Source organism: Saccharothrix sp. DSM 118769, from assembly GCF_052936295.1.
In genome coordinates this window covers 110,701-137,292 of sequence record NZ_CP193627.1, presented here as the reverse complement: position 1 = coordinate 137,292, position 26,592 = coordinate 110,701, and the positions used below count along the sequence as shown (strand labels likewise).

General features: G+C 74.9%; 23 protein-coding genes and 1 pseudogene. 10 read left to right on the top strand and 14 right to left on the bottom strand.

What is annotated here, in order from left to right; all coding sequences use genetic code 11:
• Positions 1-10 precede the first annotated feature (10 nt).
• Positions 11-1,174, bottom strand: a complete 1,164-nt coding sequence (locus ACRAKJ_RS00665) for a glutathionylspermidine synthase family protein (protein ID WP_438926253.1) — start codon at positions 1,172-1,174, stop codon at positions 11-13.
• Entirely contained in the window at positions 1,175-1,837 is a 663-nt protein-coding gene (locus ACRAKJ_RS00660) for a hypothetical protein (protein WP_438926254.1), read from the bottom strand.
• A gap of 120 nt (positions 1,838-1,957) precedes the next feature.
• On the opposite strand from ACRAKJ_RS00660, the gene ACRAKJ_RS00655 reads away from it, so the two are divergent.
• Together ACRAKJ_RS00655 and ACRAKJ_RS00650 are read left to right on the top strand one after the other, a co-directional pair.
• Positions 1,958-3,022 carry a septum formation family protein gene (locus tag ACRAKJ_RS00655; RefSeq protein WP_438926255.1) on the top strand — a complete coding sequence of 355 codons (1,065 nt, stop codon included), beginning with the start codon at positions 1,958-1,960 and terminating at the stop codon, positions 3,020-3,022.
• Positions 3,023-3,026: 4 nt separating this feature from the next.
• Positions 3,027-3,377 carry a metallopeptidase family protein gene (locus ACRAKJ_RS00650; RefSeq protein WP_438926256.1) on the top strand — a complete coding sequence of 117 codons (351 nt, stop codon included), beginning with the start codon at positions 3,027-3,029 and terminating at the stop codon, positions 3,375-3,377.
• 7 nt (positions 3,378-3,384) lie between these two features.
• On the opposite strand, the gene ACRAKJ_RS00645 is transcribed toward ACRAKJ_RS00650, so the two are convergent.
• On the bottom strand, positions 3,385-3,996 hold the full coding sequence (locus ACRAKJ_RS00645; protein WP_438926257.1) for a histidine phosphatase family protein: 612 nt from the start codon (positions 3,994-3,996) through the stop codon (positions 3,385-3,387).
• Complete coding sequence (gene pheA, locus ACRAKJ_RS00640) at positions 3,993-4,898, bottom strand: prephenate dehydratase (protein ID WP_438926258.1); 906 nt, start codon at positions 4,896-4,898, stop codon at positions 3,993-3,995. Before pheA ends, ACRAKJ_RS00645 begins: the two co-directional genes overlap by 4 nt.
• 91 nt (positions 4,899-4,989) lie before the next feature.
• Here pheA and ACRAKJ_RS00635 point away from each other — a divergent pair, with 91 nt between their 5' ends.
• Positions 4,990-5,601, top strand: a complete 612-nt coding sequence (locus ACRAKJ_RS00635; protein ID WP_438926259.1) for a macro domain-containing protein — start codon at positions 4,990-4,992, stop codon at positions 5,599-5,601.
• Positions 5,602-5,672: 71 nt separating this feature from the next.
• On the opposite strand, the gene ACRAKJ_RS00630 is transcribed toward ACRAKJ_RS00635, so the two are convergent.
• Entirely contained in the window at positions 5,673-6,155 is a 483-nt protein-coding gene (locus ACRAKJ_RS00630; protein WP_310310840.1) for a GNAT family N-acetyltransferase, read from the bottom strand.
• Positions 6,156-6,215: 60 nt separating this feature from the next.
• On the opposite strand from ACRAKJ_RS00630, the gene ACRAKJ_RS00625 reads away from it, so the two are divergent.
• Complete coding sequence (locus tag ACRAKJ_RS00625) at positions 6,216-6,845, top strand: response regulator (RefSeq protein ID WP_438926260.1); 630 nt, start codon at positions 6,216-6,218, stop codon at positions 6,843-6,845.
• A 181-nt stretch (positions 6,846-7,026) separates the two neighbouring features.
• On the opposite strand, the gene ACRAKJ_RS00620 is transcribed toward ACRAKJ_RS00625, so the two are convergent.
• From ACRAKJ_RS00620 to ACRAKJ_RS00585, 8 genes and pseudogenes are all read right to left on the bottom strand, one after another.
• Entirely contained in the window at positions 7,027-8,160 is a 1,134-nt protein-coding gene (locus tag ACRAKJ_RS00620) for a GAF domain-containing sensor histidine kinase (RefSeq protein WP_447008846.1), read from the bottom strand.
• Positions 8,157-11,270 (bottom strand): thiol reductant ABC exporter subunit CydD, encoded by a 3,114-nt coding sequence (cydD, locus tag ACRAKJ_RS00615; RefSeq protein ID WP_438919558.1) that lies wholly within the window; start codon positions 11,268-11,270, stop codon positions 8,157-8,159. Before cydD ends, ACRAKJ_RS00620 begins: the two co-directional genes overlap by 4 nt.
• Positions 11,267-12,346 (bottom strand): cytochrome d ubiquinol oxidase subunit II, encoded by a 1,080-nt coding sequence (gene cydB, locus ACRAKJ_RS00610; RefSeq protein WP_438919559.1) that lies wholly within the window; start codon positions 12,344-12,346, stop codon positions 11,267-11,269. The genes cydD and cydB overlap by 4 nt, the downstream gene beginning before the upstream one ends.
• Before the next feature lie 12 nt (positions 12,347-12,358).
• Positions 12,359-13,861: a cytochrome ubiquinol oxidase subunit I gene (locus ACRAKJ_RS00605; protein ID WP_438919560.1), complete on the bottom strand. Its 1,503-nt coding sequence runs from the start codon at positions 13,859-13,861 to the stop codon at positions 12,359-12,361.
• A 126-nt stretch (positions 13,862-13,987) separates the two neighbouring features.
• A pseudogene (locus tag ACRAKJ_RS00600) lies at positions 13,988-14,459 on the bottom strand (Uma2 family endonuclease); the annotation flags it as partial.
• A 51-nt stretch (positions 14,460-14,510) separates the two neighbouring features.
• Entirely contained in the window at positions 14,511-15,179 is a 669-nt protein-coding gene (locus ACRAKJ_RS00595; RefSeq protein ID WP_438919561.1) for a helix-turn-helix domain-containing protein, read from the bottom strand.
• A 3-nt stretch (positions 15,180-15,182) separates the two neighbouring features.
• A complete protein-coding gene (locus ACRAKJ_RS00590) occupies positions 15,183-16,385 on the bottom strand; it encodes a fumarylacetoacetate hydrolase family protein (protein WP_438919562.1) in 1,203 nt (400 codons plus the stop codon).
• Positions 16,382-17,248, bottom strand: a complete 867-nt coding sequence (locus tag ACRAKJ_RS00585) for a hypothetical protein (RefSeq protein ID WP_438919563.1) — start codon at positions 17,246-17,248, stop codon at positions 16,382-16,384. Before ACRAKJ_RS00585 ends, ACRAKJ_RS00590 begins: the two co-directional genes overlap by 4 nt.
• Before the next feature lie 70 nt (positions 17,249-17,318).
• Here ACRAKJ_RS00585 and ACRAKJ_RS00580 point away from each other — a divergent pair, with 70 nt between their 5' ends.
• From ACRAKJ_RS00580 to ACRAKJ_RS00555, 6 genes are all read left to right on the top strand, one after another.
• Entirely contained in the window at positions 17,319-18,494 is a 1,176-nt protein-coding gene (locus tag ACRAKJ_RS00580) for a homogentisate 1,2-dioxygenase (protein ID WP_438919564.1), read from the top strand.
• A 39-nt stretch (positions 18,495-18,533) separates the two neighbouring features.
• Positions 18,534-19,817 (top strand): SWIM zinc finger family protein, encoded by a 1,284-nt coding sequence (locus ACRAKJ_RS00575; RefSeq protein WP_438919565.1) that lies wholly within the window; start codon positions 18,534-18,536, stop codon positions 19,815-19,817.
• 41 nt (positions 19,818-19,858) lie between these two features.
• The gene (locus tag ACRAKJ_RS00570; RefSeq protein WP_438919566.1) at positions 19,859-21,307 is read left to right on the top strand and encodes a DUF5691 domain-containing protein; all 1,449 of its coding nucleotides are present in this window, start codon (positions 19,859-19,861) and stop codon (positions 21,305-21,307) included.
• Positions 21,304-22,389 (top strand): AAA family ATPase, encoded by a 1,086-nt coding sequence (locus ACRAKJ_RS00565; protein ID WP_438919567.1) that lies wholly within the window; start codon positions 21,304-21,306, stop codon positions 22,387-22,389. Before ACRAKJ_RS00570 ends, ACRAKJ_RS00565 begins: the two co-directional genes overlap by 4 nt.
• Positions 22,389-24,689 (top strand): DUF5682 family protein, encoded by a 2,301-nt coding sequence (locus ACRAKJ_RS00560; RefSeq protein ID WP_438919568.1) that lies wholly within the window; start codon positions 22,389-22,391, stop codon positions 24,687-24,689. The genes ACRAKJ_RS00565 and ACRAKJ_RS00560 overlap by 1 nt, the downstream gene beginning before the upstream one ends.
• A gap of 126 nt (positions 24,690-24,815) precedes the next feature.
• Positions 24,816-25,997 carry a VWA domain-containing protein gene (locus ACRAKJ_RS00555; protein WP_438919569.1) on the top strand — a complete coding sequence of 394 codons (1,182 nt, stop codon included), beginning with the start codon at positions 24,816-24,818 and terminating at the stop codon, positions 25,995-25,997.
• A 109-nt stretch (positions 25,998-26,106) separates the two neighbouring features.
• Here ACRAKJ_RS00555 and ACRAKJ_RS00550 read toward each other — a convergent pair whose 3' ends face one another.
• Positions 26,107-26,571 carry a hypothetical protein gene (locus ACRAKJ_RS00550; protein ID WP_438919570.1) on the bottom strand — a complete coding sequence of 155 codons (465 nt, stop codon included), beginning with the start codon at positions 26,569-26,571 and terminating at the stop codon, positions 26,107-26,109.
• Positions 26,572-26,592: the final 21 nt, after the last annotated feature.

Here is a 26,592-nt window from a genome sequence, read left to right as displayed (position 1 = left end):
GTTGCGGTGCTCACCCGACGATCCGGTGCGGCACGAACGCCGCGCCGTCGTCGGTGACCAGGCCGACGGTCTCCCGGATGCCGAGACCCGCCGAGGAGTCGCCGACGACCCACGCGCCGAGCGCCGGCCGGTAGCCGTCGAACTCGGGCAGCGGGTCGAACAGCTGGTAGACGAAGCCCTCCTTGCCGTAGACCCCGCCGGTCTGGGTCTCGTAGCCGGGGGCGACGATCTGGATGTTCGCGCCCTCCCGACCCAGCCGGGGCTTGCGCACGTACTCCGTGAGGAGACCGGGGTCGTCGAGGAACGCGGGCAGGAGGTTGGGGTGGCCGGGGTACATCTCCCACAGCACCGCGAGCAGCGCCTTGTTGGAGAGCAGCATCTTCCACAGCGGCTCGACCCACAGGGTGCCGGGCAGGCTCTCCACGGCGAAGCGGCCGAACTGCTCGTCGACCACCCACTCCCACGGGTAGAGCTTCACCACGGTGCCCATCGGGGCGTCTTCCAGGTCGACGAACCGCTTGAGCAGCGAGTCCCAGCCGATCTCCTCGATGGCGAGGCCGACGGTGTTCATCCCGGCCTCGGCCGCCGTCTCCTGGAGGTAGGCGACGGTGACGTGGTCCTCGCCCGACGGGTCGGCGCCGGACCAGGTGAAGTGCAGCTCGTTGGACGGCAGCTTGGCGCCGAGCTCGGCCCACCGCTCGACCAGCTTCTCGTGGATCGAGTTCCACTGGTCGTCGTCGGGGAAGACGTCGGTCTTCCAGTTCCACTGGACGACCGACGCCTCCAGCAGCGACGTGGGCGTGTCGGCGTTGTACTCCAGCAGCTTGGCCGGGCCGCCGCCGTCGTAGCGCAGGTCGAACCGCCCGTAGACGTGCGGGTCGCGGCGCTTCCACGACTCGGCGATCGCGGGCCACAGCCACTCCTGGATGCCGAAGTCGCGGTAGCGCTCGGTGAGCACCACGTTGTCGACGGCCTCCAGGCACAGGTTGTGCAGCAGCTCCACGTCCGCTTCGAGGGCGAGGACCTCGCTCATGTCGAAGGCGTAGTGGGCCGACTCGTCCCAGTACGGGCGCGCGCTGCCGTCGACGTGCTTCGACGGCGCGCCGAACACGAGGCCCTGGTCGGAGACGGTGCGCTGCCAGTTCGGCCGGGGCGCGGAGGACTCGCGGCGCACTCAGCTGCCCCCGCTCTTGCTGCCGCCGGAGACCCCGAACCCGCCGCGCTGGATCGTCGTGCCGGACTTCGTGGTGACGTTCGCGCCCTTGGGGATCGTGTAGCTCCCGCCGCTGACCTTCTGGCCGACGGACAGGGGCGCGCTGCCGTAGTGGTAGCGGTAGGAGTTGCCACCGATGTAGATGAAGCCGCCGCTGGAGTACCCGCCGTGCGAGCGCGCGTAGTTGTCGTCGCAGTACTGGTCCTCGACCACCACGCCGTCGTCGGTGCACTGCGCGGTGACGTCGTCGGGGCTGGAGGCGGCGTACCAGATGGCCACCACGCCCACCACGCCCACGGTCACGCCGCCGCCGATGAGCAGGCGCTTGCGCAGCTTCTTCTTGCGCTTCTCCTCGGCCTCCCGGGCCAGCTCCGCCTCGCGCTGCTCCTCGATCGCCTGGGCGCGGGCCCGCTGCTCGGCGAGCGTCGGCGGCCTCGGCTTGGTCCGGCCGGGCTCCTGCCTGCGGATCTGGCCGCGCCCCGCCTGCCCCTGTCCGGGCGAGGGCGGCGGCGCGTACGGCGGCGGCGTCGCGCCACCGGCCGGAGGTGTCGGTCCGTTGCCCGGTCCACCCGCCCCGCCCTGGCCGGGCGAAGCGGCGTTGCCGGTGTTGTCGTTCTCAGTCATCAGCCACTCCCGGCGGGGACGGTACAGAGATCGGCCGCCATGTGGGTGACGAGTGTCCCAAAAGCAACACACTCCACCCGCCCGAAGGCGTCCACGGTCGGCACGGGCATCATGGAGTAGATGTCCACGAGCGCCCGCTGGTTTCGTCGAGCCGAGACACTGGTCATGCTCGGCGCGTTCGCGAGCGCCTTCACGCTGCTCGCGCTGAGCACCTTCACGTCCTGGCCGGTAGGCGCCCGCGGCGTCGTCGCCGGTACGTCGTCGCAGGTCAACCCGGTGCTGGAGGCCCAGGCGGGCGACTGCCTGAACTGGACGCGCAAGGACCTGACGGACGTGGCGAAGGTCGACTGCGCCGGCCAGCACCTGTTCGAGGTGACGGGCGTCTCGGACATCTCCGCCTCGCACGGCCCGCAGGCGCCGTTCCCGGACGACGCCGCGTGGCAGCAGATCAGCCAGGACAACTGCGTGCAGCTGTCCATGGCGTACCTCGGGAACAAGTTCGACCCGTTCGGCAAGTACACCGTCGGCCCGCTCAACCCCGGTGAGCGGCTGTGGGCGCAGGGGCAGCGCACGCTGCGCTGCGGGCTCCAGGTCGCCGGTCCCGCGGGCGGCCTGCTGCCGTCCTTCGGCACGGCGCGCACCCAGGACCAGTCCGACGTGTACGACCCGGGCGTGTGCCTGGGCATCACCGAGGCCCTCGGCGTGGGCGACCCGGTCGAGTGCGCGAAGCCCCACACGTTCGAGATCGTCGGCGTCGTGCCGCTGCCGCCGGGCGACTTCCCGGCGCCGGAGGCGCAGGACGAGCTGATGGCGGGCGAGTGCGCCCGGATCAGCGCCGAGTACACCGGCGGCATGGACCTCAAGGCGGAGGGCCTCATCGTCACCTGGGACACGCGCGCCCCGGAGAGCTGGGCGGCGGGCTCCCACCTGGCGAACTGCAAGATCGGCGCGGTGCCCGTCGAGGGCGGCCTCGCGGCCTGGCAGGGCAGCGTCCGCAACCCCGACGCGCCGCCGCTGACCACCTCGAACCCGCCGCAGACGACGGCCGTGCAGCAGGAGGACGCCACCGGCGCGCCGCTGCACTCGCAGTCGAGCAGCAGTTCGGCCGCGCCCCCGTCGTCGGACGCCCCGGAGCCGTCGGGTTCGTCCACGACCACGACGCCCACCACCACGACGACGAGGTGACGCCGTGCCGGTCGAGATGTCCCGACAGCGCTTCGAGGAGCTCGTGGGCGAGGCGCTCGACCTGATCCCCGCCGAGTTCGCGTCGGCGATGGACAACGTCGTGGTGCTGGTCGAGGACCGCCACCCCGAGGAACCGGGCCTGCTGGGCCTCTACCACGGCATCGCCCTGCCGCTGAGAACGACGGACTACGGCGGCGTCCTCCCGGACCGCATCACGATCTACCGCGAGGCCCTGCTCGACCACTGCTCGTCGGAGGACGAGGTCGTCGACGAGGTCGCGGTGACCGTGGTGCACGAGGTCGCGCACCACTTCGGCATCGACGACGACAAGCTGCACGAGCTGGGCTGGGGCTGACCGCCGCTCACACCGGCACGTCGACGCCCGTCCACGACGTGCACAGCCACCCGTCGCCGGTGTCCTCCAGCACGACCCGGCCCGTGTTGGGCAGCAGGCCGGACTCGGCGAGCGCCGGCCGGACGTTGACCGCCAGGGCCAGCGCCGCCATGCGCAGCGACGCGCCGTGGCTGACCAGGACGACCGTGTCGGTGTCGCGGTGCCCGGCGGTGATCTCCCCGACCGCCCGCAGGTAGCGGTCGAGGACCTGGCGGCCCGTCTCGCCGCCCGGCAGCGGCACGTCCAGGTCGCCCTCGGCCCACCGCTTGACGACGGCGATGAAGATCTCGAACGCCTCGCGGTCGTGCCGGCCCTCCAGGTCGCCGCAGAAGATCTCCTGCACGCCGTCGACGACCCGCACCTCCAGGCCGTGCGCGGCGGCGACCGGGGCCGCCGTCTGCTGCGCGCGGATCGCCGTGCTGGCGTACACGGCGGCCACCGGCTCGTCGGCCAGGGACTCGGCCAGCGCGGCGGCCTGCGCGACGCCCGCCTCGGTCAGCGGCGGCCCCGGCGGCAGCGAGTCGAGGGCCATCTTCAGGTTCGACGCGGTCTCGCCGTGCCGGACGATGATCAGCTTCACGCGCCGTGCCCCCTCCGTACGGCGGACAGCCACTCGGCCGCCGCCACGAACTCCTCGTTGCCCGCGACGGGCCCGCCCGGCTCGGCCTTCGGGTACGAGCCGAGGAACCGGGTCTCCGGGCAGTGCCGGCGCAGCGCGGCCAGCGCGTCGCCCACCCGCGGCTCGGCGACGTGCCCGTCGAGGTCGACGTAGAACCGGTACTCGCCGAGCCTGCCCTTGGTGGGCCGCGACTCGATGCGGGTCAGGTTGATCGAGCGCAGCGCCAGCTCGGCCAGCAGGTCCGCCAGCACGCCCACGCGGTCGGGCGCCGTGCAGACGACGGACGTGCGGTCGTGGCCGGTCGGCTCGGGCAGCGCCCCGGGCGGTCGGACGAGCAGGAAGCGGGTCTTCGCGTCGCGCACGTCGGCGACGTCGGTGGCCAGCACCTCCAGCGGGTAGTGCCGCACCGCCACGGGTGCGCTCACCGCCGCGTCGAACTCGCCGTCCAGCACGGCCCGCGCGGCGGCGGCGGTGGACGTCGTGGCCACCACCCGCGCGGACGGCAGGTGCTCGGCCAGCCAGTGCCGGACCTGGGCCAGCGCGTGCGGGTGGCTGGCGACCGTGCGGACCGGCGCGCCGGCGGACCTGGTGAGCACGCTGAACCGCACCGGCAGCACGGCCTCGGCGACGGCGACCAGCGGCTCGCCCTCGGTCAGCGCGTCCATCGTGGCGGGCACGGCGCCCTCCACGGAGCTCTCCACCGGCACGCACGCGGCCTGCGTCGCACCGCGCCGCGTGGCGGTCAGGGCGGCGGGGACGGTGTCGAACGGGACCAGCTCGTCCTGCGGGGAGGCGAAGCCGCGTGCGGCCTGCTCGGTGAACGTTCCCTGCGGTCCGAAGTAGGCGAGCACGGCCGCAACCATACGAGGCCCACCACCGGTGGGCCTCGTTGAGGCGAGGATCACCCGGCCGGCGCATACCCGCCCCCGTTCCGCAGCACGCGGTTCTCCTGGAATGCTGGGAGGTGTGTCCGCCGATACGGAGGGTGAGATCAACGCTCCGGTAGTAGTTCCCCGTCTGGTGCTGTGCGCCGTCGACGAACCACTGGCCAGCGCGTGGCTCGGGGTGGCCGACGGCAGGGCAGGCGTCGAGGTGCACCGGGGCTCGGTGCTCGACATCGTCGCCGAGGCCGTCGTGAGCCCCGCGAACTCGTCCGGCTGGATGCGCGGTGGCATCGACGCCGTCTACGCGCGGGCCTTCCCGCACGTCGAGGACAACGTCCGCCGCGCCGTGCTCGCCCTGCACGGCGGTGAGCTGCCGGTGGGCGAGGCGGTGGCCGTGCCGACCGGCGAACCCGAGCCGGAGTGGCTGATCAGCGCGCCCACCATGCGCGCCCCCGGCGAACTGCTGCCCGAGGACACCGTGCACCCGTACCTCGCGGCGCGGGCCGTGCTGCGGCTGTGGCTCGGCGGTCGGCTCGACGACGGCAGGCCGCTGCGCGAGGTGGTGCGCACCATCGCCATGCCCGGTCTGGGCACGGGTGTGGGCGGCGTCGCGCCCGCGACGTGCGCGCGCCAGGTGGCGGCGGCGTGGGACGAGGTGTTCAGCCCGCTGCCGCGCCGGTAGCCACCTCCCGGTCGAGTTGTCCACAGGTCTGTGCACAGCTCTGTGGACAACTGGGGCGAAGGGGTGGACAACTAGCGCGGCGCGACCCATCGTTCGAGGTCGAGCTCGTCGGTGATGGGGATGCCGTAGTCGCCCACGCTGGGGATCTCCGGCTTGAGGCGGCGCGACTCGCGGACGGCGTCCGGCCGCAGCGCGGTCAGGCGGAACCCGCGGCGCTGGTAGAAGCGCAGCGCGTCGAGGTTGTCGTTGGTGGTGGTGAGCCGGACGCGCGAGCAGCCGAGCTGGCGGGCCCGGTGCACGGCGGCGTCGACGAGGGAGCTGCCGACGCCCCTGCCTCTTCGCAGCGCGTCGACCGTGACGATCTCCAGGTGGCCGTCGGTCGCGGCGTAGGTGAGCAGGCCGACGACCTGCTCCTGCTGCTCCACCAGGAACCCCGGCAGGCTCGCCGGGAAGAACACCTGGCCGTGGGCGACGGCCGTGTGCGCCCCCCACAGCTCCAGCACCAGTCGGCCGACGACGATCCGGTCGGCTTCCTCGATCGCTCGTACGAACATCCCTGCACTGTGTTGGCGTGCGCGTGCGGCCGGTACCGGCATTCGACCTATGGTGGGTTCGTGCCCGTGCGAGTGTTGCTCGTTGACGACCATGAGGTGGTTCGCCGAGGACTGCGCGAACTGCTGGAGGACGAGGACGACATCGCGGTCGTCGCCGAGGCGGGTGGCGTGGACGAGGCGCTGGTGCGCGCCGCGGCGTCCCGGCCGGACGTGGCGGTCGTGGACGTCCGCCTGCCCGACGGCGGCGGGGTCGAGCTGTGCCGGCGGCTGCGGTCGTCCCCCTCGCCGCCGCGCTGCCTGGTGCTGACCGCGTTCGACGACGAGGAGGCGCTGGTCGGCGCGATCATGGCCGGCGCGTCGGGCTACCTGCTCAAGCAGGTGCGCGGGCAGGACCTGGTGCACGCGGTGCGCGAGGTGGCGGCCGGGCGCTCCCTGCTGGACCCGCAGACGACGGCGCGCGTCCTGGACCGCCTGCGGCGGCCCGCGGAGGTCGACGTGCTGGACGCGCTGACCGAGCAGGAGCGCCGGGTGCTGGACCTGATCGGCGAGGGCCTGACGAACCGGCAGATCGCCGAGCGCCTCTTCCTGGCCGAGAAGACGGTCAAGAACTACGTGACCGCGGTCCTGTCCAAGCTGGGCATGGAACGCCGCACCCAAGCCGCGGCCTGGGTAGCCCGCCGCTCCCGCTGACCCGCCCCTCCCGCGAGAGTCCAACCCCCAGGCCCCGAGAGTCCAACCTCCAGGTCCCGAGAGTCGTACCTCCAGGCCCCCTGAGTTCTTCGTTCGGGCACCCCGCTCGCCGGACCTGAGCGTAGAACTCAGAGGGCCTGAGCGTTGGACTCTCGAGGTCTGGGCGTTGGACTCTCGGGGGTCAGTGGGGGAGGGGGACGTGCCAGGTGATGGTGGTGCCGGTGCGGGGGGACGAGGTGATCTCGCAGCCGCCGCCCGCGGCGTGGGCGCGTTCCTCCAGGTGGCGCAGGCCGCGCTTGGCCACGCCGCGCGGGATGCCGCAGCCGTTGTCGGCCACCTCCAGGCGCAGGTGGTCGGGGGTGCGCAGCACGGTGACGGCCACGTGGCCGGCCCCCGAGTGCCGGACGACGTTGGACAGGGCCTCGCGCAGCGCGGCGCGGGCGTGGTCGGCGAGGTCCGCCGGGACGTCGGTGAGGTCGCCCTCGACGCGCACCTCGGGCGCGTGGCCGAGCAGTTCGCCGGCCGTGCGGGCCTCGGCCAGCACGGAGCGCCCCAGGTCGGCGTCGGCCGGGGTGCCGGGGTCGGCGCTGCGCAGCGCCCGCACGGTGGCGCGCACCTCGGCCATCGTCTGGTCGAGCTGGTCGACGGCCTCGGCGAGCCGCTTCGCCTCGCGACCGTCGAGCTTGAGCCTGCGGTCGAGCAGGTCGAGCTGCACGCCGGTCGCGTACAGCCGCTGGATGATCACGTCGTGCAGGTCGCGCGCGATGCGCTCGCGCTCCTGGTAGACCGCGATGCGCTGGCGCGCCGTCGACCCCTCGGCCAGCACCACGGCGAGGCCGGCCTGCGCGGCGAACGCGGCCAGCACGTCGACGGTGTCCGGGCTGAACGGCCGACCGCCCTTGCGCCGGTACACGGCGAGCGCGCCGATCTTGCGCTCCTTCGTGCCGAACGGCGCCACCGCGAACGGCCCGTAGGACCGCAGCTCCTTCGGCACGAACGGCGCGGTGCGCGGGTCGGTGGTGAAGTCGTCGGCGACGACGGGCACCCCGGTGCGGGCGGCGCGGGCGGCCGACGAGCGGTTCGACAGGACCACGCCCACCGGGTCGTCGTCGCCCGAGAACCCGCCGGAGGACGCCTCGACGGTGAGCGTGCCGTCGTCGGTGGTGACCATGGCGAGGCCCAGGTCGGCCTCGGCGAGTTCGACGGCGCTGCGCACGACGAGCGGCAGCACGGCGTCCGGGTCGTCGCCCGCGAGCGCCGCGGAGGTGATCTCGGTCGAAGCGGCGAGCACGCGTGCGGGGTCCACGGAGGTCAACGGTATGCCCTGGCCGCGACGCGCACCCGGCCCCCGGCGACGTCCAGCACGAGGTCGGCCCGGTCCGCCTCGGCGGGGCGGTGGGTGATGTGCACGACGGTGCGGTCGCGCAGCACGTCGTCGAGCCGGTCGAGGAGGGCGCGGGCGGTGGGTTCGTCGAGGTGGGCGGTGGGTTCGTCGAGCAGCACGAGGTCGGCGTCGTGCAGCACGGCGCGGGCCACGGCGACGCGCTGCGCCTCGCCGCCGGACAGCAGCGTCGGACCGATCACCGTGTCGAGGTCGAGGTCGGGCCGGGGGTCGAGGCCGGCCACGCCGAGCGCCCACCGCAGCCGGTCGTCGTCGGCGTGCGGGTCGCCGAGCCGCAGGTTCTCCCGCAGGGTGGTCGTCACCAGCATCGGCTCCTGCGGGCACCACGCGACGCGCGCCGGCCTCGCCACCGTCCCCCGCTCCGCCCCGACGAACCCGAGCAGCAACGCGAACAGCGTCGACTTCCCGGCTCCCGAGGGCCCCACCACAGCTGCTTTTGTCCCCTTCGGAAGATGCACGGTCACGTTCGCCAGCGTGCTTTCCGCACTTCCGGGCCAGCGCGCGGTGACATCGGACAGCACCACGTCCGCACCGGAAGCAAGAACGATTGAATCGTCCGATTGTTCAACAATCCTCCCGTAGGACTCGCGCAACGCGGCCCGGTGCTGCGCGGCGGCCGGGAGGGCGCCGAGGACCTCGGCCAGGGCGAGCGGCACGAGGCCGAGCACCGGCACCCACAGCGGGTCGACGCCGCCGGCGAGGGCGAGCCCCGTGCACACGGCGGCGGCCAGGCCGGTGGTCAGGTGCACGATCCCGGTGGCCGCGCCCGCCCCGAGGGCCTGCCGGCGCGCCGCCCGGGCCAGTGCGGCGTCCCGGGCGGCCAGGTCGGCGCGCACGGTCCGGTCCGCGCCGAAGGCGATCAGGTCGGGCGCGGCGGTGAGCAGGGTCAGCACCCGCTCCGACACCTCGCGCCTCCCCCGGGCCAGGGCGGTGGTCGCGCGCCGCTCGGCGAGGACGGCCACCACCGGCGCGAGCACGCCGCCCACCGCCAGCGCGACCGCCAGCGCGACCCCGGCGGCCGGGTCGACCAGCGTGAACAGCACCACCGCGGCCAGCGCCGTGCCGAGCGCGACCAGCGGCGGCTGGAGGACGCGCGGCAGCAGGTCGCGGACGGTGTCGACGTCGTCGACGAGCCGGGTCAGGTCGGCCCGGCCGGGGCGCAGCGACCGCCACAGCCGCACCCGCAGCGCCTCGGCGTGCCGGAACGCCGCGTCGTGCGACACCAGCCGCTCCAGGTAGCGCAGCACGCCCTTCGCCAGCGCGAACGTCCGCACGCCCACCACCAGGACGGACAGCGTCAGGATCGGCGGCTGGGTGGCGGCCTTCGCGATCAGGTACGCCGCGACGGCGGTGAGGGCGACACCGCTCAGCGCCGCCGCCGCACCCAGCAGCGCGCCCGCCACGAGCCGACGCGTCGGACGTGGGGAATGAGGGATTGTTGAACGATCCGACGTGTGAGCGATTGAGCGGCCGGGAATGGTGTCGTCGGATTGTTGAACAATCCTGTGGGTGGACAGGAGGACGGCTGTGCCGGAGGTCGCGGCTTGCTGGATCGCGGCCATGACGCGGGTGGCGGTGGCGGGGTCGAGGTGGGCGGTGGGTTCGTCCAGGAGGAGGACGGTCGCGCCGTCGCGGACCTTGGTGAGGGCGCGGGCGAGGGCGACGCGCTGGCGTTCGCCGGTGGACAGCTCGGCGATCGGGCGGTGGGCCAGGTGGTCGGCGGCGACCGAGGCGAGGACGTCCCGGTCCACGCGGCCGGTGGTCAGCTCCAGCTCGTCGGCGACGGTGCGGCCGGCGAAGGCGGGGCGCTGCGGCACCCAGGCGATGGCGTCGCGGTCGACGGTCACCGAACCGCCGTCCGGCCGGACGTAGCCGAGGAGCACGTCGAACAGCGTGGACTTGCCCGCACCGCTGGGCGCGTCGAGGCGGTGCACCTCGCCGGGGCGCACCCGCAGGCTCACGCCGTCCGGGGCGTACCGGCCCCGGCGGCGGACGCGCAGGTCGCGCACCTCGACACCGCTGGGGGGCGATGCGGGAACCGGGGGCAGCTCGGGGGTGGGGTCGGCGGGGCGCACGGGGATCTCGGCGACCCGGCGCACGGCCTCCACGCCGTCCTCCGACGCGTGGTGCGCCGCACCGGCGGCCCGCAGCGGCAGGTAGCACTCGGGCGCGAGGATCAGCACCACCAGGCCCACGGCCAGCGTCATCTCCCCCGACACCAGCCGCAGGCCGATGCCGACCGCGATCAGCGCCACCGACAGCGATGCCGCGATCTCCAGCACCAGCGCCGACAGGAACGCCACCCGCAGCGTGCCCATGGTGGCCTTCCGGTACCGCTCGCCGACCTCCCGGACCGCGCCGGCCTGCGCCGCCGCGCGCCCGAACGCGGTCAGCACCGGCAGGGCGCGCACGAGTTCCGCGAGCCGCCCCGACAGCCGTTCCAGCGCGGTCGCCGCCGCGGCGACCCGGGCCGAGGTGAACTTGCCGATCAGGATGGCGAACACCGGGATCAGCGGCAGCGTCACGGCGATCAGCACGGCCGACGTCGGGTCGGTCCACAGCACCCACGCGCCGACCAGCGGCGGCACCACGGCCGTCGTCACGAGCGCGGGCAGGTACTTGGTGAAGTAGGCGTCCAGCGCGTCCAGTCCCCGGGTCGCGAGGACCGCCAGCTCCGCGGGGCCGCGGTCGACGATCCAGCCGGGTCCGAGGGCGAGCGCCCGGTCCAGGACCGCGGCCCGCAGCTCCTCCTTCGCCCCGGCCGCCGCGCGCGCCGCCGCGGACTCCGTGGCCCACGCCAGCAGCGCGCGCACCACGACGGCCGCCGCCAGGACCCACAGCGATCCGCCGGACACCAGCGCCGACGCCAGCGCCACGGCCTGCCACACCAGCGCCCCGGCCGTCAGGGCGGCCAGCAGCGCGCACAGGACCAGCGCCCGGCGCGCCGCCCCCGAGAGGGCGGGCAGCGCGCCGAGCGGGCCTTTCCCCGGCTTCGTGGCGGAAGGGGCTCCGGGGAAGCTCATGACGTGCCCGACGGGCGCGACGGGCGCGACGGACCCGCACCGGGGGCGGGCGCGTCGACCACGGGGGCGTCACCGGTGGGCACGTGCACCGGCGGGATGTGCCGGGTGCCGATCCGCTTGCGGAACACCCAGTAGGTCCACCCCTGGTAGACGAGCACGGCGGGCGTGCCGAACGCGGCGACCCACGTCATCACGGTCAGCGTGTACGGCGAGGACGCCGCCCCGGCCACGGTCAGCGACCACGCCGGGTCGAGCGTCGACGGCAGCACGTCGGGGTGCAGCGCGCCGAACAGCGCGGCCACCGCCGCCGCCACCGCGACGCCCATCAGCGCGAACGCCTGCCCCTCGCGCCGCAGCGCCAGCCGGGCGTACGCGCCCAGGGCGGCCAGGGCCACCGCGATCGACGCGCCCCACGTCCACACCGAGCCGGACCGCAGCTGCACGGCCAGCAGCAGCACCAGCAGCGGCAGCAGCGCGAACGGCGCGACCTTCAGGGCCAGCGCGCGGGCGCGTTCCCGCACGTCGCCCTCGGTCTTGAGGGACAGGAACACCGCGCCGTGCACGAGCGCGTACCCGGCCACGGCGACCGCGCCGAGCAGCGTTTCCGGCCGGACCGAGGCGAACGGCGAGCCGACCCGGTCGCCGACGGCGTCCAGCGGCAGGCCGAACACGGTGGTCGACAGGAGCAGGCCGACGCTCAGCGCCGCCGCCCACGACCCGCCGACGATCACCCGGTCCCACGTGCGCCGCCAGCGCGCCGAGTCGACCTTGCCGCGGTACTCGAACGCGACCCCGCGCCCGATCAGGGCCAGCAGGAACAGCACCAGCGGCAGGTAGGCGCCGCTGAGCAGCGAGGCGTACCAGGCGGGGAACGCGGCGAACGTCGCGCCGACCGCCACCAGCAGCCACACCTCGTTGCCGTCCCACACCGGGCCGATGGTGTTGATCACCACGCGGCGCTCGGTCTCGTCGCGGCCCAGCACCGGCAGCAGCATGCCGACGCCGAAGTCGAAGCCCTCCAGGAACAGGTAGCCCAGCCACAGCAGGGCGATCACGCAGAACCAGAACGTCTCCACGGCTCTCCCCGCTCAGTACGCGAACTGGAGGTGGTCGGACTCGTCGCGGCCCGGTCGCCCGCCGTCGCCCGGCGGTTCCCCGGCACCGCCGCCCGGTGCCGGCAGCACGCCCGCGACCCCCGCGCGGACGTACCGCCGGACCAGGAACACCTCGACGCAGGCCAGCACCCCGTAGACCAGCGTCAAGGCCACCAGCGAGGTCAGCACCTCGCCGACGGTCGAGTTCGACACGGCGCGCGCGGTGAACATCCACACCCCGTCCACGCCGGTCGGGTTGGGCACCACCACGAACGGCTGGCGCCCCATCTCGGTGAAGATCCAGCCGAAGCTGTTGCCCAGGAACGGCGTCGCGACGCTGCCCAGCGCGAACCACCTGAACCAGTTCCCGCGCGGCACCCGGCCGCCGCGGGTCAGCCACAGGATCGCCAGGCCGGACGCCACCGCGATGCCGCCGAACCCGATCATGAACCGGAAGCCCCAGTAGGTGACGGGCAGGTTCGGCACGTAGTCGATCGGCTGCCCCGACAGCTCGCCGAGCCGCTCGTCGACGGGGTAGTGGGTGCCGTACTTCGCCTGGTACTCGGGCACCAGGTCCTCGATGCCCTTGACCTCGGTGGAGAAGTCGTTGTGCGCGAGGAACGACAGCAGCGCGGGCACCGTGACGCTCTTGACGTTCTCGCAGTCCGGGCGCGACACGTCGCCGACCGCGAACACGGAGAACGAGGCGGGCTCCTCGGTGTGGCACAGCGCCTCGGCGGCGGCCATCTTCATCGGCTGCTGCTCGAACATCAGCTTGCCCTGGAGGTCGCCGCTCACCGCGAGACCGGCGAACGCGACCACCCCGACCCACGTGCCGAGCTTCACCGACGCGCGCCAGACCGCTCCCTCTTCGGTCCGCCGCCACAGGTGCCACGCCGCGATGCCCACCAGGAACGACGCCGCGACGGCGAACGCCCCGAAGACGGTGTGCGGGAACGCGGCGAGCACGGTGTTGTTGCCCAGCACGGCCCAGATCGAGGTGAGCCGCGGTCGCCCGTCGTCCAGGACGACGCCCACCGGGTGCTGCATCCACGAGTTCGCGGCCAGGATGAAGTAGGCCGACGCGATCGTGGCCAGCGAGAACGCCCAGACGCAGGCCAGGTGGACCCTCTTGGGCAGGCGGTCCCACCCGAAGATCCACAGGCCGAGGAACGTGGACTCGACGAAGAACGCGACGAGGCCCTCCATCGCGAGGGGCGCGCCGAACACGTCCCCCACGAAGCGCGAGTAGGCCGACCAGGTCATGCCGAACTGGAACTCCTGCACGATGCCGGTCACCACGCCCATGGCGAAGTTGATCAGCAGCAGCTTGCCCCAGAACTTCGTCATGGCCAGGTACTTGCGGTCGCCCGTGCGCACCCAGGCCGTCTGCATCCCCGCGACGAGCAGCGACAGGCCGATCGTCAGCGGCACCATCAGGAAGTGGTAGACGGTGGTGATGCCGAACTGCCACCGCGCCAGGTCGAGGACGTCCACGGCTATGAAGTTACGTCTGACCTGCGGTTCCGCTCAGGTACGAGGGTCCTGTCCGGGGCAGGACCAAGGTCCCGTCCCCCGCTGCCGCGAACCGCAGCCGCGCACCCACCCGGACGAGGACGGTCGGACGAGGGCGGTCAGGTCGAGCCGGACGGGGAACGGCACGTCGGTGGTGAAGACCCCCGTCACGTCACCGGGGTCCTGGTAGCCGAACTCGCCGGCGAGGTGGCAGGCCACCAGGGAGACCGGTTCGGCCAGGTCCACGATCCAGTAGTGGGGGATGCCGGCGTCCGCGTACTCGCCCCGCTCCACGACCCGGTCCGTGCGCTTCGACCCCGGCGAGACGATCTCCAGGACGACCAGGGCGTCGGACGCGCGGAGCATCCCCCCGCGCGCCACCGCCTCCCGGGGGACGACGAGCAGGTCGGGACGGCGGGAGAAACCCGGGTCACCGCCGCAGCGGCGACGGGCTGGGCGACATCAGGACCCGACCTTCTTGCAACTCGGAGTAGCCGGCCTCGACCTCTCCGAGCGCGGCGTACTCGGCGACCGTGAACAAGTGGGGCTCGTTCGCCGAAGGCTCGGGCAGAGCGGTCACCTGGTCCTCCTCGCGTCACGCCGATTGTCGCACACGCAGCGTAGCGTTGCTCTAACGCAACGCATCCGCGACCTCCTGGGCCGCCCGCACCACGTGCGGCCCCACGACGTCACCGTCCAGCTCCTCCAGGGCCACCACGCCCACGCTGGCCCGCAGTCCGGGCACACCGCGCACGGGCGCCGCGACGCCGAACGCGCCCGGTTGCAGCTCGCCCGTCGAGTGCACCCACTGGCGGCCCTCCGCGGACAGGCCGATGGCCTTCCCGGCCGCCCCCCGGTGCACGGGGTGGCGCGACCCGACCCGGTAGGCCACGTGGTACGCCGTCCACGACGGTTCGACGACCGCCACGGCCTGCGCCTCCGACCCGTCCGCCACGGTCAGGTGCGCGGTCGCGCCCACGTGCTCCGCCAGGGTCCGCAGGGCGGGCTGGGCGGCCAGCCGCAGCTGCGGCAGGACGTTGGACGCCAGGCGCAGCACGCCGAGGCCCAGCCGGACCTTGGAGCCCTCGCGCCGCACCAGGCCGCGTGACTGCAACGGCACCAGCAGCCGGTACACGGCGGCGCGCGACGCGCCGATGGCCGCCGCCAGCTCGCTGATCGACGGCGCCTCGGACTCGGCGTCGGCCACCGCCTGGAGCAGGGCCAGGCCCCGCTCCAGGGTCAGCGAGCTCTCCTTCGACGCCGGGGCCGGCACTCGTCCGCGCGGATCGGGTCTGACCACGGTCTACCTCTCGACGACGGCACCGCCACCGGCACCGGCGACGGCGGGCGCGATCGTGCCGACCACCTCGGCCAGCCCGACGACCGAACCGCCCTCCCCGGGTGCGGTGGCGGTGATGCGCACCTCGTCACCGTCCTCCAGGAAGGTCCGCTCACCCCCGCCGAGCGCGATCGGCTCCGTCCCGCCCCAGCTCAGCTCCAGGAAGGAGCCGCGCTGGTCGCGGTCGGGACCCGACACCGTGCCCGACGCGATCAGGTCGCCCGGACGGACCGTAGCGCCGTTCACCGACAGGTGCGCGAGCTGCTGGGCGAACGTCCACGACATCTCGCGGAACGGGGGCCGCGAGACGACCTCGCCGTTCCACTCGACCTCCAGGCGGATGTCGAGCCCCCACGGCCGTTCCTCGACGAGGTAGGGCAATACCGGGTTGGGCAGCGGCGGCGGGGTGACTCGGGCGACCGCGAACGCCTCCAGCGGCGTGATCCAGGCCGCCACGGACGTGGCGAACGACTTGCCGAGGAACGGGCCGAGCGGCTGGTACTCCCACGCCTGGACGTCGCGCGCGGACCAGTCGTTGACCAGGGCCACGCCGAACACGTGGTCCACGGCCTTCGCCGGGCTCAGCCTGGTCGCGACGGGCCCGCCGCACACGAAGCCGACCTCGGCCTCGACGTCGAGCCGCCCGGACGGTCCGAACACGGGCCCGGACGACGACCGGCGCTGGCCGTTCGGCCTGGTCACCGGGGTGCCGGAGACGACGACCGTGCCCGCCCGGCCGTGGTAGCCGATGGGCAGGTGCGTCCAGTTGGGGGTGAGCGCGTCGCCGTCGGGCCGGAAGATGCGCCCGACGTTCTCGGCGTGGTGGCGCGACGAGTAGAAGTCCACGTAGTCGGCCACGGTGAACGGCAGCACGGCGCCGTCCAGGCCCACCAGGGCCGCGCCGCGCGGGGCGGACTTCGCCGCCACCAGCTCGACCAGGCGGGCCCGCAGCTCGCTCCACGCGGGGCGACCGGCGGCCAGCAGGGGGTCCAGGGACGGGCCGGCGACCAGCGGCGCGAGCCGCTCGCCGAGGGCCAGGCCGCGCAGCGGCAGCGCGGAGTCGCCGACCCGCACCGCGACGCCGTGGTCGGCCAGCACGCCGTAGGGCAGCGTCTGGGGCCCGAAGGGGTCGTCCGCGGTGAACGCGGGGACGTCGACCCAGCTCACAGCAGCCCCAGGCGGTCGAGGTCGGCGATCGGCTCGTCCAGCGAGCACGACCCGTAGGAGGCGAACACGCCGCGGACGGCGTGCGCGGCCTGGTCGGACAGCGCCGCGGCCTCCTCGCCCAGCGCGGTCGAGTCGGTGCTGCCCAGCGCCTCGCGCACGTCGCCGCCGGACAGCGCCCGGGCGGTCGCCACCAGCAGGTTGAGGAACCCGTGGTGGGTGAACCCGGTCTTCTCGTCGGTGTGCCGGACGGCGTGGTGCAGGCCGGCGGTGGCCTTGAACGCCACCCCGCCGGAGCTGACCACCGACAGGAAGTCGGCGACCTCGTCGATGCTCGGGAAGTTCTCCCTGCTCACGCCGCCGCAGCGCAGCTTGGGCCAGCTGCCGTGCTCGATGACGCGGCGCACGCCGTCGAGCCACTCGGCGCCGCCCCGGCGCGGCTCGACGACGCGGATGACGTCCTCGGGCACGAACTCCGAGACGCGTTCCAGCCACACCTCGTCGACGTCGGACGGGGCGGGCATCTCGACCATGCGCAGCGCGAGCAGCTCACTGCGGGACTCGACGATCGACACGGCCTTGGGTACACCGCCCAGGCCGGTGTCGATGACCAGGGAGAGGGCGATGGGCTTGACCGGCTTGACCTTGATCAGCTCGGTGATGAGCTCGGCGAGTCGCGACGCTGGGCACAGGAACAGGCCGACCGCGCCGGCCCATTCCCCGCTGCGCGCGTCGAGGTGGCCGCGGACCGCGTCGGGCATGGAAGCGTTGCCCGGCGGGAACAGTGCGGCGTCGTCGACGAGCCTCGCGAGCAGGGGCGGAGTGCCGCGTGGACCGGGCGCACGGAGTTCGAAGGCGCTTGACACGGCTGACACGCTAGTGGCGTACCGGTCTATGAACAAAGATGTCCGACTATCGAACGCCCGGAGTGAGACGATGGCGTACTACCGCCAGGTCGGTGAGATCCCCCGGAAGCGCCACACGCAGTTCCGCGACCCGGAGGGGGGTCTGTACGCGGAGGAGCTGATGGGCGTCGAGGGCTTCTCGGCCGACTCGGCGCTGCTCTACCACCGCCACCTGCCCACCGCGATCGTCGACGCGGTGACCGTCGAGGAGGACCGCGGGCCCCTCGCGCCCAACCTCCCGCTCAAGCCCCGCCACTTCCGCACCCCCCAGCTGACCTGGGACGACGGCGCGGACGCGGTCACCGGGCGGCGCACCCTGTTCGGCAACGCCGACGTCGTCATCGGCTTCGTCACGGCCACCGCGCCGAGCCCCCTCTACCGCAACGCGACGGGCGACGAGCTGCTGTACGTGCAGGCCGGCGACGGGGTCGTGGAGACCGTCTACGGCGCGCTGGCCGTCGCCGAGGGCGACTACGTCGTGCTGCCCACCTCGTGCACCTACCGGGTCGTGCCGCGCTCGCCGATGAGCCTCCTGGTGCTGGAGGCGACCGGGCACGTCGGGCCGCCGCGCCGCTACCTGTCGGCGAAGGGCCAGTTCCTGGAGCACTCGCCGTACTGCGAGCGCGACGTGCGCGGCCCGACCGAGCCGCTGCTGGTCGACGGCGAGGACGTCGAGGTGCTGGTCAGGCACCGCGCCGGGCTCACCCGGCTCACCTACGCGCACCACCCGTTCGACGTGGTCGGCTGGGACGGCTGCCTCTACCCGTGGGTGTTCCACATCCGCGACTTCGAGCCCATCACGGGCCGCGTGCACCAGCCGCCGCCCGTGCACCAGACCTTCGAGGGTCCGAACTTCGTGGTGTGCTCGTTCGTGCCGCGCAAGGTCGACTACCACCCGCTGGCGATCCCGGTGCCCTACAACCACGCGAACGTGGACTCCGACGAGCTGATGTTCTACGTGGGCGGGAACTACGAGGCCCGCAAGGGCTCCGGCATCGGCGTCGGGTCCCTGTCGCTGCACCCGTCGGGCTGCACGCACGGCCCGCAGCCCGGCGCCGTGGAGGCGTCCCTCGGGGTGGACCACTTCGACGAGACCGCGGTCATGGTGGACACCTTCCGCCCGCTGGAGCTGGGCGAGGCGGCGCTGGCCTCCGAGGACCCGGCGTACGCCTGGTCGTGGTCGCGGCGGGGACCCGACCTCGGCTGATCGCCCCGCTGTCGGTGGTTACCTCTAACGTCTGCCGGCATGGACGTGCGGACGTTGCTCGGCACGGCGCCGGACGGGCAGGTGGCGAGCGCCGCCACCCGGCTCGCCGGGTCCTCCGGCTGGCACGGCACGGGGCGCGACGACACCGCCCTGTGGGGCCTGTGCGCGGGCAGCGGCGCGACCCCGTACCGGGTGTGCGTCGACCTCGGTGACCGCTCGGCGAAGTGCTCGTGCCCGTCGCGGAAGTTCCCGTGCAAGCACGCGCTGGCGCTCCAGCTGCGCGACGCGCGCGAACCGCTGCCGCCCGGCGAGGCGCCGGGGTGGGTTGCGGAGTGGCTGGCGCGGCGTGCCGGGGCGGTCGTGGTGGACGACTCGCCGGAGGCCGTGCGGCGGCGGGCCAGGGCCCGCGAGAAGACGGCCCTGGCCAGGCGGGACGCGGTGCGCGCCGGGGTCGCCGGGCTGACCGACTGGCTGGCCGACGTGGCCGGTTCGGGGATCGCCGGGCTGCCGTCGCGCGACGCCGCGTGGTGGCGCTCGGCCGAGGCCAGGATGGTCGACGCGCAGGCACCGGGGTTGGCGTCGGCGGTGGACGAGGTGCGCGGCGTCGTCGCGGCGGGCGGGCCCTCGTGGGCGCACGACGCGGCCGACCGGCTCGGCGGGCTGCACCTGCTGGCCGCGCTGGCGGAGTCGCCGGGGTTCGCGGACGTGGTGCGCCCCCGGCTCGGGTTCTCGGTGACCGAGGAGGAGGTCCGCGCCGGCCCCGGCTGGGCGGACCACTGGGTGCCGCTGCTGCGGCTGGAGTCCGACGACGGGCGGGTGCGGACCGTGCGGCAGTGGGTGTGGGGGCGCGCGCACGGCTGGGTGGTCGCGGTGCGGCACGCGGGGGGCGGGGCCGCGCCGGTGCCGGCGCTGGCGCACGGGGTGCGCGTGCGGGGGGTGCTGCACCCGTACCCCGGGGCGCCGCCGCACCGGGTGGCGGTGGGCGAGGTGTCACCGGAGCCGGGAGGGCCGGCGGCGGACGGGGTGGTGGGCGCGCCGGGGTCGTGGCGGGAGGCGCTGGCCGGGCTGGAGGGGTGGCTGCGCGCCGACCCGTGGCAGAGGCTGCACCCGCTGGGGTGCGCGGCGGTGCGGCTGACCGGGGACACCGGGCACCTGGTCGACGGGACCGGGCACGGGCTGCCGGTGCGGGCGGACCTCGCGCTCGACCGGGCGCTGGCGGTGACCGGCGGGGCGGCGTTCGACGCGTGGGGGCTGTGGGACGGGCACGCGCTGCGGCTGGGCGCGGTCGCCGGACCGGGCCGGGCGCCGGAGGTGCTGGGGTGACCGGAGGTGCCGGGGTGACCGGGGGCGCCGGAGGTGCCGGGGTGACCGGGGGCGGGAGCACGCCGGCGGACCTCGCCGCCGAGTGGGACGAGACCGTGCAGGCGGCGCTGGTCGGCGCGCACCGCGCGGGCACGACACCGGCCGCGCTGCTCGACCGGATGGCCGCGCTGGGCGTCGCGGCGCACGGGGCGTGGCTGCCGCCCGCCGTGGACGGGCCGCTGCTGGCCCCGGCGCCCGCGTCCGCCGACGTGCGCGCCGGGGCCGCCGCGCGGGACGTGCTGGCGCAGGTCCTCGCCCTCGACGACCACGTGCTGCTCACCGAGTGGTGCGGCCTGGCCCGCACGTCCGGCGTGACCGCCGACCCCCGCGAGCTGCCCGCCCTCCTCGGGCTCGGCACCGTCCACCCCGGGCTGCGGGCCGCGGTGACCGCGGTGCTCGGCGCGCGCGGGCGCTGGTTGGCGGGGCTGCGGCCCGCGTGGGCGTGGGCGACGGGGACCGTGCACGAGGACGTGGACCTGGAGCAGGCGCTCGACCTGCCCGGCGCCTCCCGGCCGGCCGCGCTGCGCCGGGCCCGCACGCGCGACCCGGCGGGCACGCGCGCGTTCGTCGCCGCGCGGTTCGACGCCCAGCGCCGGGCCACCGACCGGCAGGTGCTGGTGAGCGCCCTGGAGGCCGGGTTGGGCCCGGACGACGAACCGCTGCTGGAGCACGCCCTCGACGACCGGGCGATCGGCGTGCACGACGAGGCGCTGCGGCTGCTGCGCACCCTGCCCGGCTCGGCCCTCGCCGGCCGCGCCGCCGAACGCCTGCACCGCGGCCTGTGGTTCACCGACGACGGCTTCGACGTGCAGGACGACGAGCTGTGGACCGAGCTGTCCCCCGACCCGGAGGAGGCCCGCGACCTGCTCAAGGACGGCTCCGAGACCGGCGTGACCGGACGCGTCCGGGGTGCGGCGGCGAGCGTGCCGCCGTCCCACTGGACGAGCCGCCTCGACACCGACGACGCGGGCGCGGCGGCCGAGCTGGCGAAGGGGCCGTGGGCGTCGGCGCTGCTGCGGGGCGTGGCGCAGAACCTGCGGCTGGCCGTCGACGCCCGGCCGTGGGCGGTCGCGGCGACCCGGTCGCTGACCGGCATGGAGCAGCTGGAGATGCTCGCCGGGCTGCCCGCCGACCTGGCCGCGCGGACCGTGGTCGAGGTGTCCCGGCAGTGGAACTACGACCTGCTCGACCACGCGTGCTCGCAGCTGCCCGCGCCGTGGGGCCCCGGCGCGACCGCCGACCTGCTGGAGCGGTACGCGGCCATGCGCGACCCGAGGTGGCGCGCGGGACGGCCGCCGGCGGTGCTGCTGGCGCGCGGTGACGCCGAGGTGCTCGGCGCGCACTGGGACCGCATCACCGACCGCTGGCCCGAGCACACCGTCGAACTCGACGTCCTGCGGCTGCGGATGCGGCTGCGCGAGGCGTTCAACCACCAGGAGGAGAGCCCGTGACCGACACCGTGCTGCGGCCCGCCGCGGAACAGCAGTACGCCGCCGAGCTGACGGCCCTGGCCGCGGCGGACGACCGGCCGCGCCCCCCGCGCTGGCGGATGTCGCCGCGGGCCGTGGTCACCTACGTCCTGGGCGGCACGCTGCCGGACGGCACGGTGATCACGCCGAAGTACGTGGGCGACCGGCGGTTGGTGGAGGTCGCGGTGGGCACGCTGGTCACCGACCGGGCGCTGCTGCTGGTGGGCGTGCCGGGGACGGCGAAGTCGTGGCTGTCGGAGCACCTGGCGGCGGCGGTGAGCGGGGACTCCACGCTGGTCGTGCAGGGCACCGCGGGCACCGGCGAGGACCAGGTCCGCTACGGCTGGAACTACGCGCGGCTGATCGCCGAGGGGCCGTCCGAGGCGGCGCTGGTGCCGAGCCCGGTGATGACCGCGATGCGGACCGGCGCGGTGGCGCGCGTCGAGGAGCTGACCCGGATGCCCGCCGAGGTGCAGGACTCGTTCATCACGGTCCTGTCCGAGAAGATGCTGCCGGTGCCGGAGCTGGGCATCCGGGTGCAGGCGGTGCCCGGGTTCACCGTGATCGCGACCGCGAACGACCGGGACCGGGGCGTGAACCAGATGTCGTCGGCGCTGGCGCGGCGGTTCAACACGGTCGTGCTGCCGCCCCCGGCGACCGAGGACGCCGAGGTGGAGATCGTGCTGGCGCGGGCGGCGCAGCTCGGCCGGGCGCTGGAGCTGCCCGCCGAACCGCCCGCGCTGGAGGAGGTGCGGCGGGTGGTGCGCATCTTCCGCGAGCTGCGCGGCGGGTCCACGGCGGACGGCCGGACGCAGCTGAAGAAGCCCAGCGGCAGCCTGTCCACGGCCGAGGCGATCTCGGTGGTGACCAGCGGCATGGCGTTGGCCGCGCACTTCGGCGACGGCCGGATCACCGCCGACGAGCTGGCGTCCGGGCTGCTCGGGGCCGTGGTGAAGGACCGGGTGTCGGACCTCGCGGCGTGGCAGGAGTACCTGGAGGCGGTCGTCAAGGAGCGCGCCGACTGGCGCGACCTGTACCGGGCGTGCCGGGACCTGGTGGGCTGATGGACCGACCGCTGCCGGACCGCGTGGCGCTGCTCGGCATCCGGCACCACGGGCCGGGGTCGGCGCGCATGGTCACCGCGGCGCTGGAGGCCGCGCGGCCCGAGGTGGTGCTGGTCGAGGGGCCGCCGGAGGGCGACGCGCTGCTGGGGCACGTGCCGGGGCTGGTGCCGCCGGTGGCGCTGCTGCTGCACGACGAGGCGGAGCCGGCGCGGGCGGCGTTCTGGCCGTTCGCCGAGTTCTCGCCCGAGTGGCGGGCGGTGGTGTGGGCGCGCGCGCACGACGTCCCGGTGCGGTTCTTCGACCTGCCGGCGGCCGTGACGCTGGGCGAGTCCGCGGCGGAGCCGCCGCGGGCGGTGACGGACCCGCTGGGGGTGCTCGCCGAGGCGGCCGGGTTCGACGACCCGGAGCGGTGGTGGGAGGACGTGGTCGAGCACCACCGCGACCCCACCGACCTGGCCGAGGCGGTGGCGGAGGCGATGGGCGCGCTGCGCGAGGAGTTCGCCGACCAGGTGGACGAGCGGACGCTGCTCCGCGAGGCCGCGATGCGGCAGAACCTGCGGCAGGCGCTCAAGGAGTTCCCGGGGCCCGTCGCGGTGGTGGCGGGCGCGTGGCACGTGCCCGCGCTGCGGGTGCTCGGTCCGGCGTCGGTCGACGCGGCGGCGCTGCGGGGGCTGCCGCGGCGGAAGGTGTCGGGGACGTGGGTGCCGTGGAGCCACGGGCGGTTGGCGGCCGACTCCGGGTACGGGGCCGGGGTGGCGTCGCCCGGCTGGTACGCGCACCTGTGGGAGTGCGCGGAGCGCGGCGACGCCGTGGCGCGGTGGTTCGCGCGGGTGTGCGGGGTGCTGCGGGCCGAGGACCTGCCGGCGTCGACGGCGGGCGCGGTGGAGGCCGTGCGGCTGGCGGACGCGCTGGGCGCGTTGCGCGGGCGGCCGTCGCCCGGGTTGTCGGAGGTGATGGAGGCGGCGCTGGCCGTGCTGTGCGGCGGCGACGAGACGCCGTTGCGGCTGGTGCGCGAGCGGCTGGTGGTCGGGGAGCGGCTCGGCGAGGTCGGGGCGGACGTGCCCAGGTCGCCCCTGGCGGCCGACCTGGCGCGGTTGCAGCGGCGCCTGCGCCTGCCGCCGGCGGCGGAGGCCCGGCAGCTCCGGCTGGACCTGCGCAAGGACACCGACCGCGAGCGCTCGAAGCTGCTGCGGCGCCTGGACGTGCTGGGCGTGCCGTGGGGGGTGCCGGACGCGACGCGGGGGCTGGGCACGTTCGCCGAGGCGTGGCGGCTGCACTGGCGGCCGGAGTTCGAGGTCGCCCTGGCCGCCGCCGCGCGGCACGGCACGACGGTGGAGGCCGCCGCCCGGCGGGTGCTGGTGGCGGACGCGGACGCGGCGACCCGCGTGGTGGGGGCGGCCGAGGCCCTGAGCCGGTCGGTGGGGTGCGAGGTGCCCGAGGCGGTCGCCGCGGCGCGCCGGGCCCTGGACCGCTGCGCGGCGGCGGCGACGGACGCGGTGGAGCTGCTCGCCGCGCTGCCGGACCTGGCCGCGACGGTGCGCTACGGCTCGGTCCGCGGCACGGACCCGGACCTGCTGCGGGTCGCGCTGCACGGGTTGCTGGCGCGGGGCGCGGTGGGGTTGCCGGTGGCGTGCCGCGGGGTGGACGACGACACGGCCGAGCGCGCGCTGCGGGCCGTGGACGGTGCGGACGAAGCGGTGCGGCTGGCGGCCGACGACGAGCACCGGGACACGTGGCGGCGGGCGCTGGGGGCGCTGGCCGCGATGCCGGACGCGCACGGCCTGCCGAGCGGTCGGGCGACCCGGCTGCTGTGGGAGGCGGGGGTCATGACGTCGGACGACGTGGCCGTCCGCCTGCACCGGGCGGTGTCGGGCACGGTGTCCGGCGCGACGGGAGGCGGTTCGGCCGCGTCGGCCGGCGCGGGGGCGACGGCGTTCGTGGCCGGTTTCCTGCGCGGGTCGGCGGCGCTGCTCACGGCGGACCCGCGGCTGTTCGCCGTGGTCGACGGGTGGCTGTCCGGCCTGACCGGGGCCGATTTCGAGGCCGCGGTGCCGCTGCTGCGGCGGGCGGTGGCGGAGTTCAGCCCGGCGGAGCGGCGGATGCTCGGCGACCGGGTCCGCGCGTCGGGCGCGAGCGGGGGCAGCGGGCGTGCGGGCCTCGGCGGGCGTTCCGGCGGGGGCTGGGACGGGGCGGTGGCCGGGCGGCTGGTGGAGCACGTCCGGGGTCTCCTCTCGCGGTCCGCAGGGGCAGCGGGCTCGGGGTCGGCGGGAGCAGCTGGGGCGGCAGGGGCGGCGGGGTGATTGGGCCGGGTGGGTGGGTGGAGCGGGTGGCGGGGGTGGTGGTCGGGGGTTCCTCTTCGTTTCTAACCGATGGGCGAGATGGCGGTTACGTACATTGATCACCCGGATGAGTGAAGGGGCAGCACCGTGACCAGCGAAGACGATACCGAGCGGTTGCGGCGGTGGCGGTTGTTGCTGGGGGGTGCGGCCGGGGATCTCGGGGCGTTGGGCGAGGACGACCGGCGGCGGGACTCGGCGTTGACCGGGTTGTACGGGGGCGGGGCTCCCGGTGACGCGCCCGAGGCCGGTGGCAAGCGGAGCGCGGGGTTGGGCGGGTCGTCGCCGGTGCTGCACCGGTGGTTGGGGGACGTCCGCACGTACTTCCCCAGCTCCGTGGTGCAGGTGATGCAGCGGGACGCGGTGGAGCGGCTGGGGTTGCGGCAGCTGCTGCTGGAGCCCGAGCTGCTCGCCGGGGTCGAACCGGACGTGTCGCTGGTCGGCACGCTGGTGTCGTTGTCCGGCGCGATCCCGGCCCGCACCCGCGACACGGCCCGCGCGGTGGTGCGGAAGGTGGTCGAGGACATCGAGCGCCGGTTGGCGGAGCGGTTGCTGGCCGCCGTGCACGGGGCGGTCGACCGCTCCCGCCGCACGAGCCGGCCGCGGTTGTCCGACGTGGACTGGAACCGCACGGTCCGGCGCAACCTGCGGCACTACCAGCCGGAGCAGCGGACGGTGGTGGTGCAGGACCTGGTGGGCAACAGCCGGCGCAGCAGGCAGTCGTCGCTGCGGGACGTGGTGCTGCTGGTGGACCAGTCGGGGTCGATGGCCGAGTCGGTCGTGTACTCGGCGGTGCTGGGCGCGTCGCTGGCCTCGCTGAAGTCGGTCGACACCCGGTTGGTGGTGTTCGACACCGAGGTGGTGGACCTGACCGAGCAGCTCGACGACCCGGTGGACCTGCTGTTCTCGACGCAGCTGGGCGGCGGCACGGACATCAACCGGGCGGTCGCCTACGGCCAGTCGCTGGTGCGCCGCCCGACGGACACGGTGATGGTGCTGATCAGCGACCTGTTCGAGGGCGGGGTGGCGGAGGAGCTGCGGCGGCGGGTGCGGGAGCTGGTGCGCGGCGGGGTGACGGTGGTGGTGCTGCTGGCGCTGTCGGACAGCGGCACGCCGGCGTACGACCACGAGCTGGCGGCGCAGCTGTCGGAGCTGGGGGCGCCCGCGTTCGCCTGCACGCCGGACCGCTTCCCGGACCTGTTGGCCACGGCGATCAGGCGGGAGGACGTCGCGGCCTGGGCCGAGCGGGGCGGGATGGCCGTGGGGCGGTAGCCCGCACAGCCGGAATCCACCCGGTCGGAATCCGCGCGGCCGAAATCCGCGCAGCCGGAATCCACCCGGCCGAAATTCACGCGGTCGGGGGAACCCGTCGGGGGAACCCTCAGCGGATGACCACGCGGCCCAGGGTGAGGAACGGCGCGCCGCGCGTCAGCACGGCGGCCCGGCCGCGCGGGTCGGGTCCGGCCATCCACACCTCGCCGCCGCGGCGGATGTTCTCGCGCACCCGCTCCGGGATCTCCCACAGGCGCAGGAACGTGCGGTCGGAGCCGGCGGTCTCCAGGTAGGTCTGCCGCCCCACGCGGGTGCGGCCGGGCACGAAGTGCACCGGCACGGCGTGCCGCGGGTAGGTCTCCAGCAGTCGCCGCAGGCTGCGGCGGGTGAGGAAGTGCCGCAGGCCGGGCACGGCGAGTTCGAGGCACAGCGGCGTGAGCACGAAGACCCAGCGCGAGCCGAGCCACTCGGACACGAGCCACAGCACGACGACGGCCACCAGGGCGAGCCCGATGAACCCCACCGCCCGCCGGTCAGCACCGGTCAGGCACTTGCGCACCCACGTTTCGCCCACCACTGCTCCCAGCAAACCAGA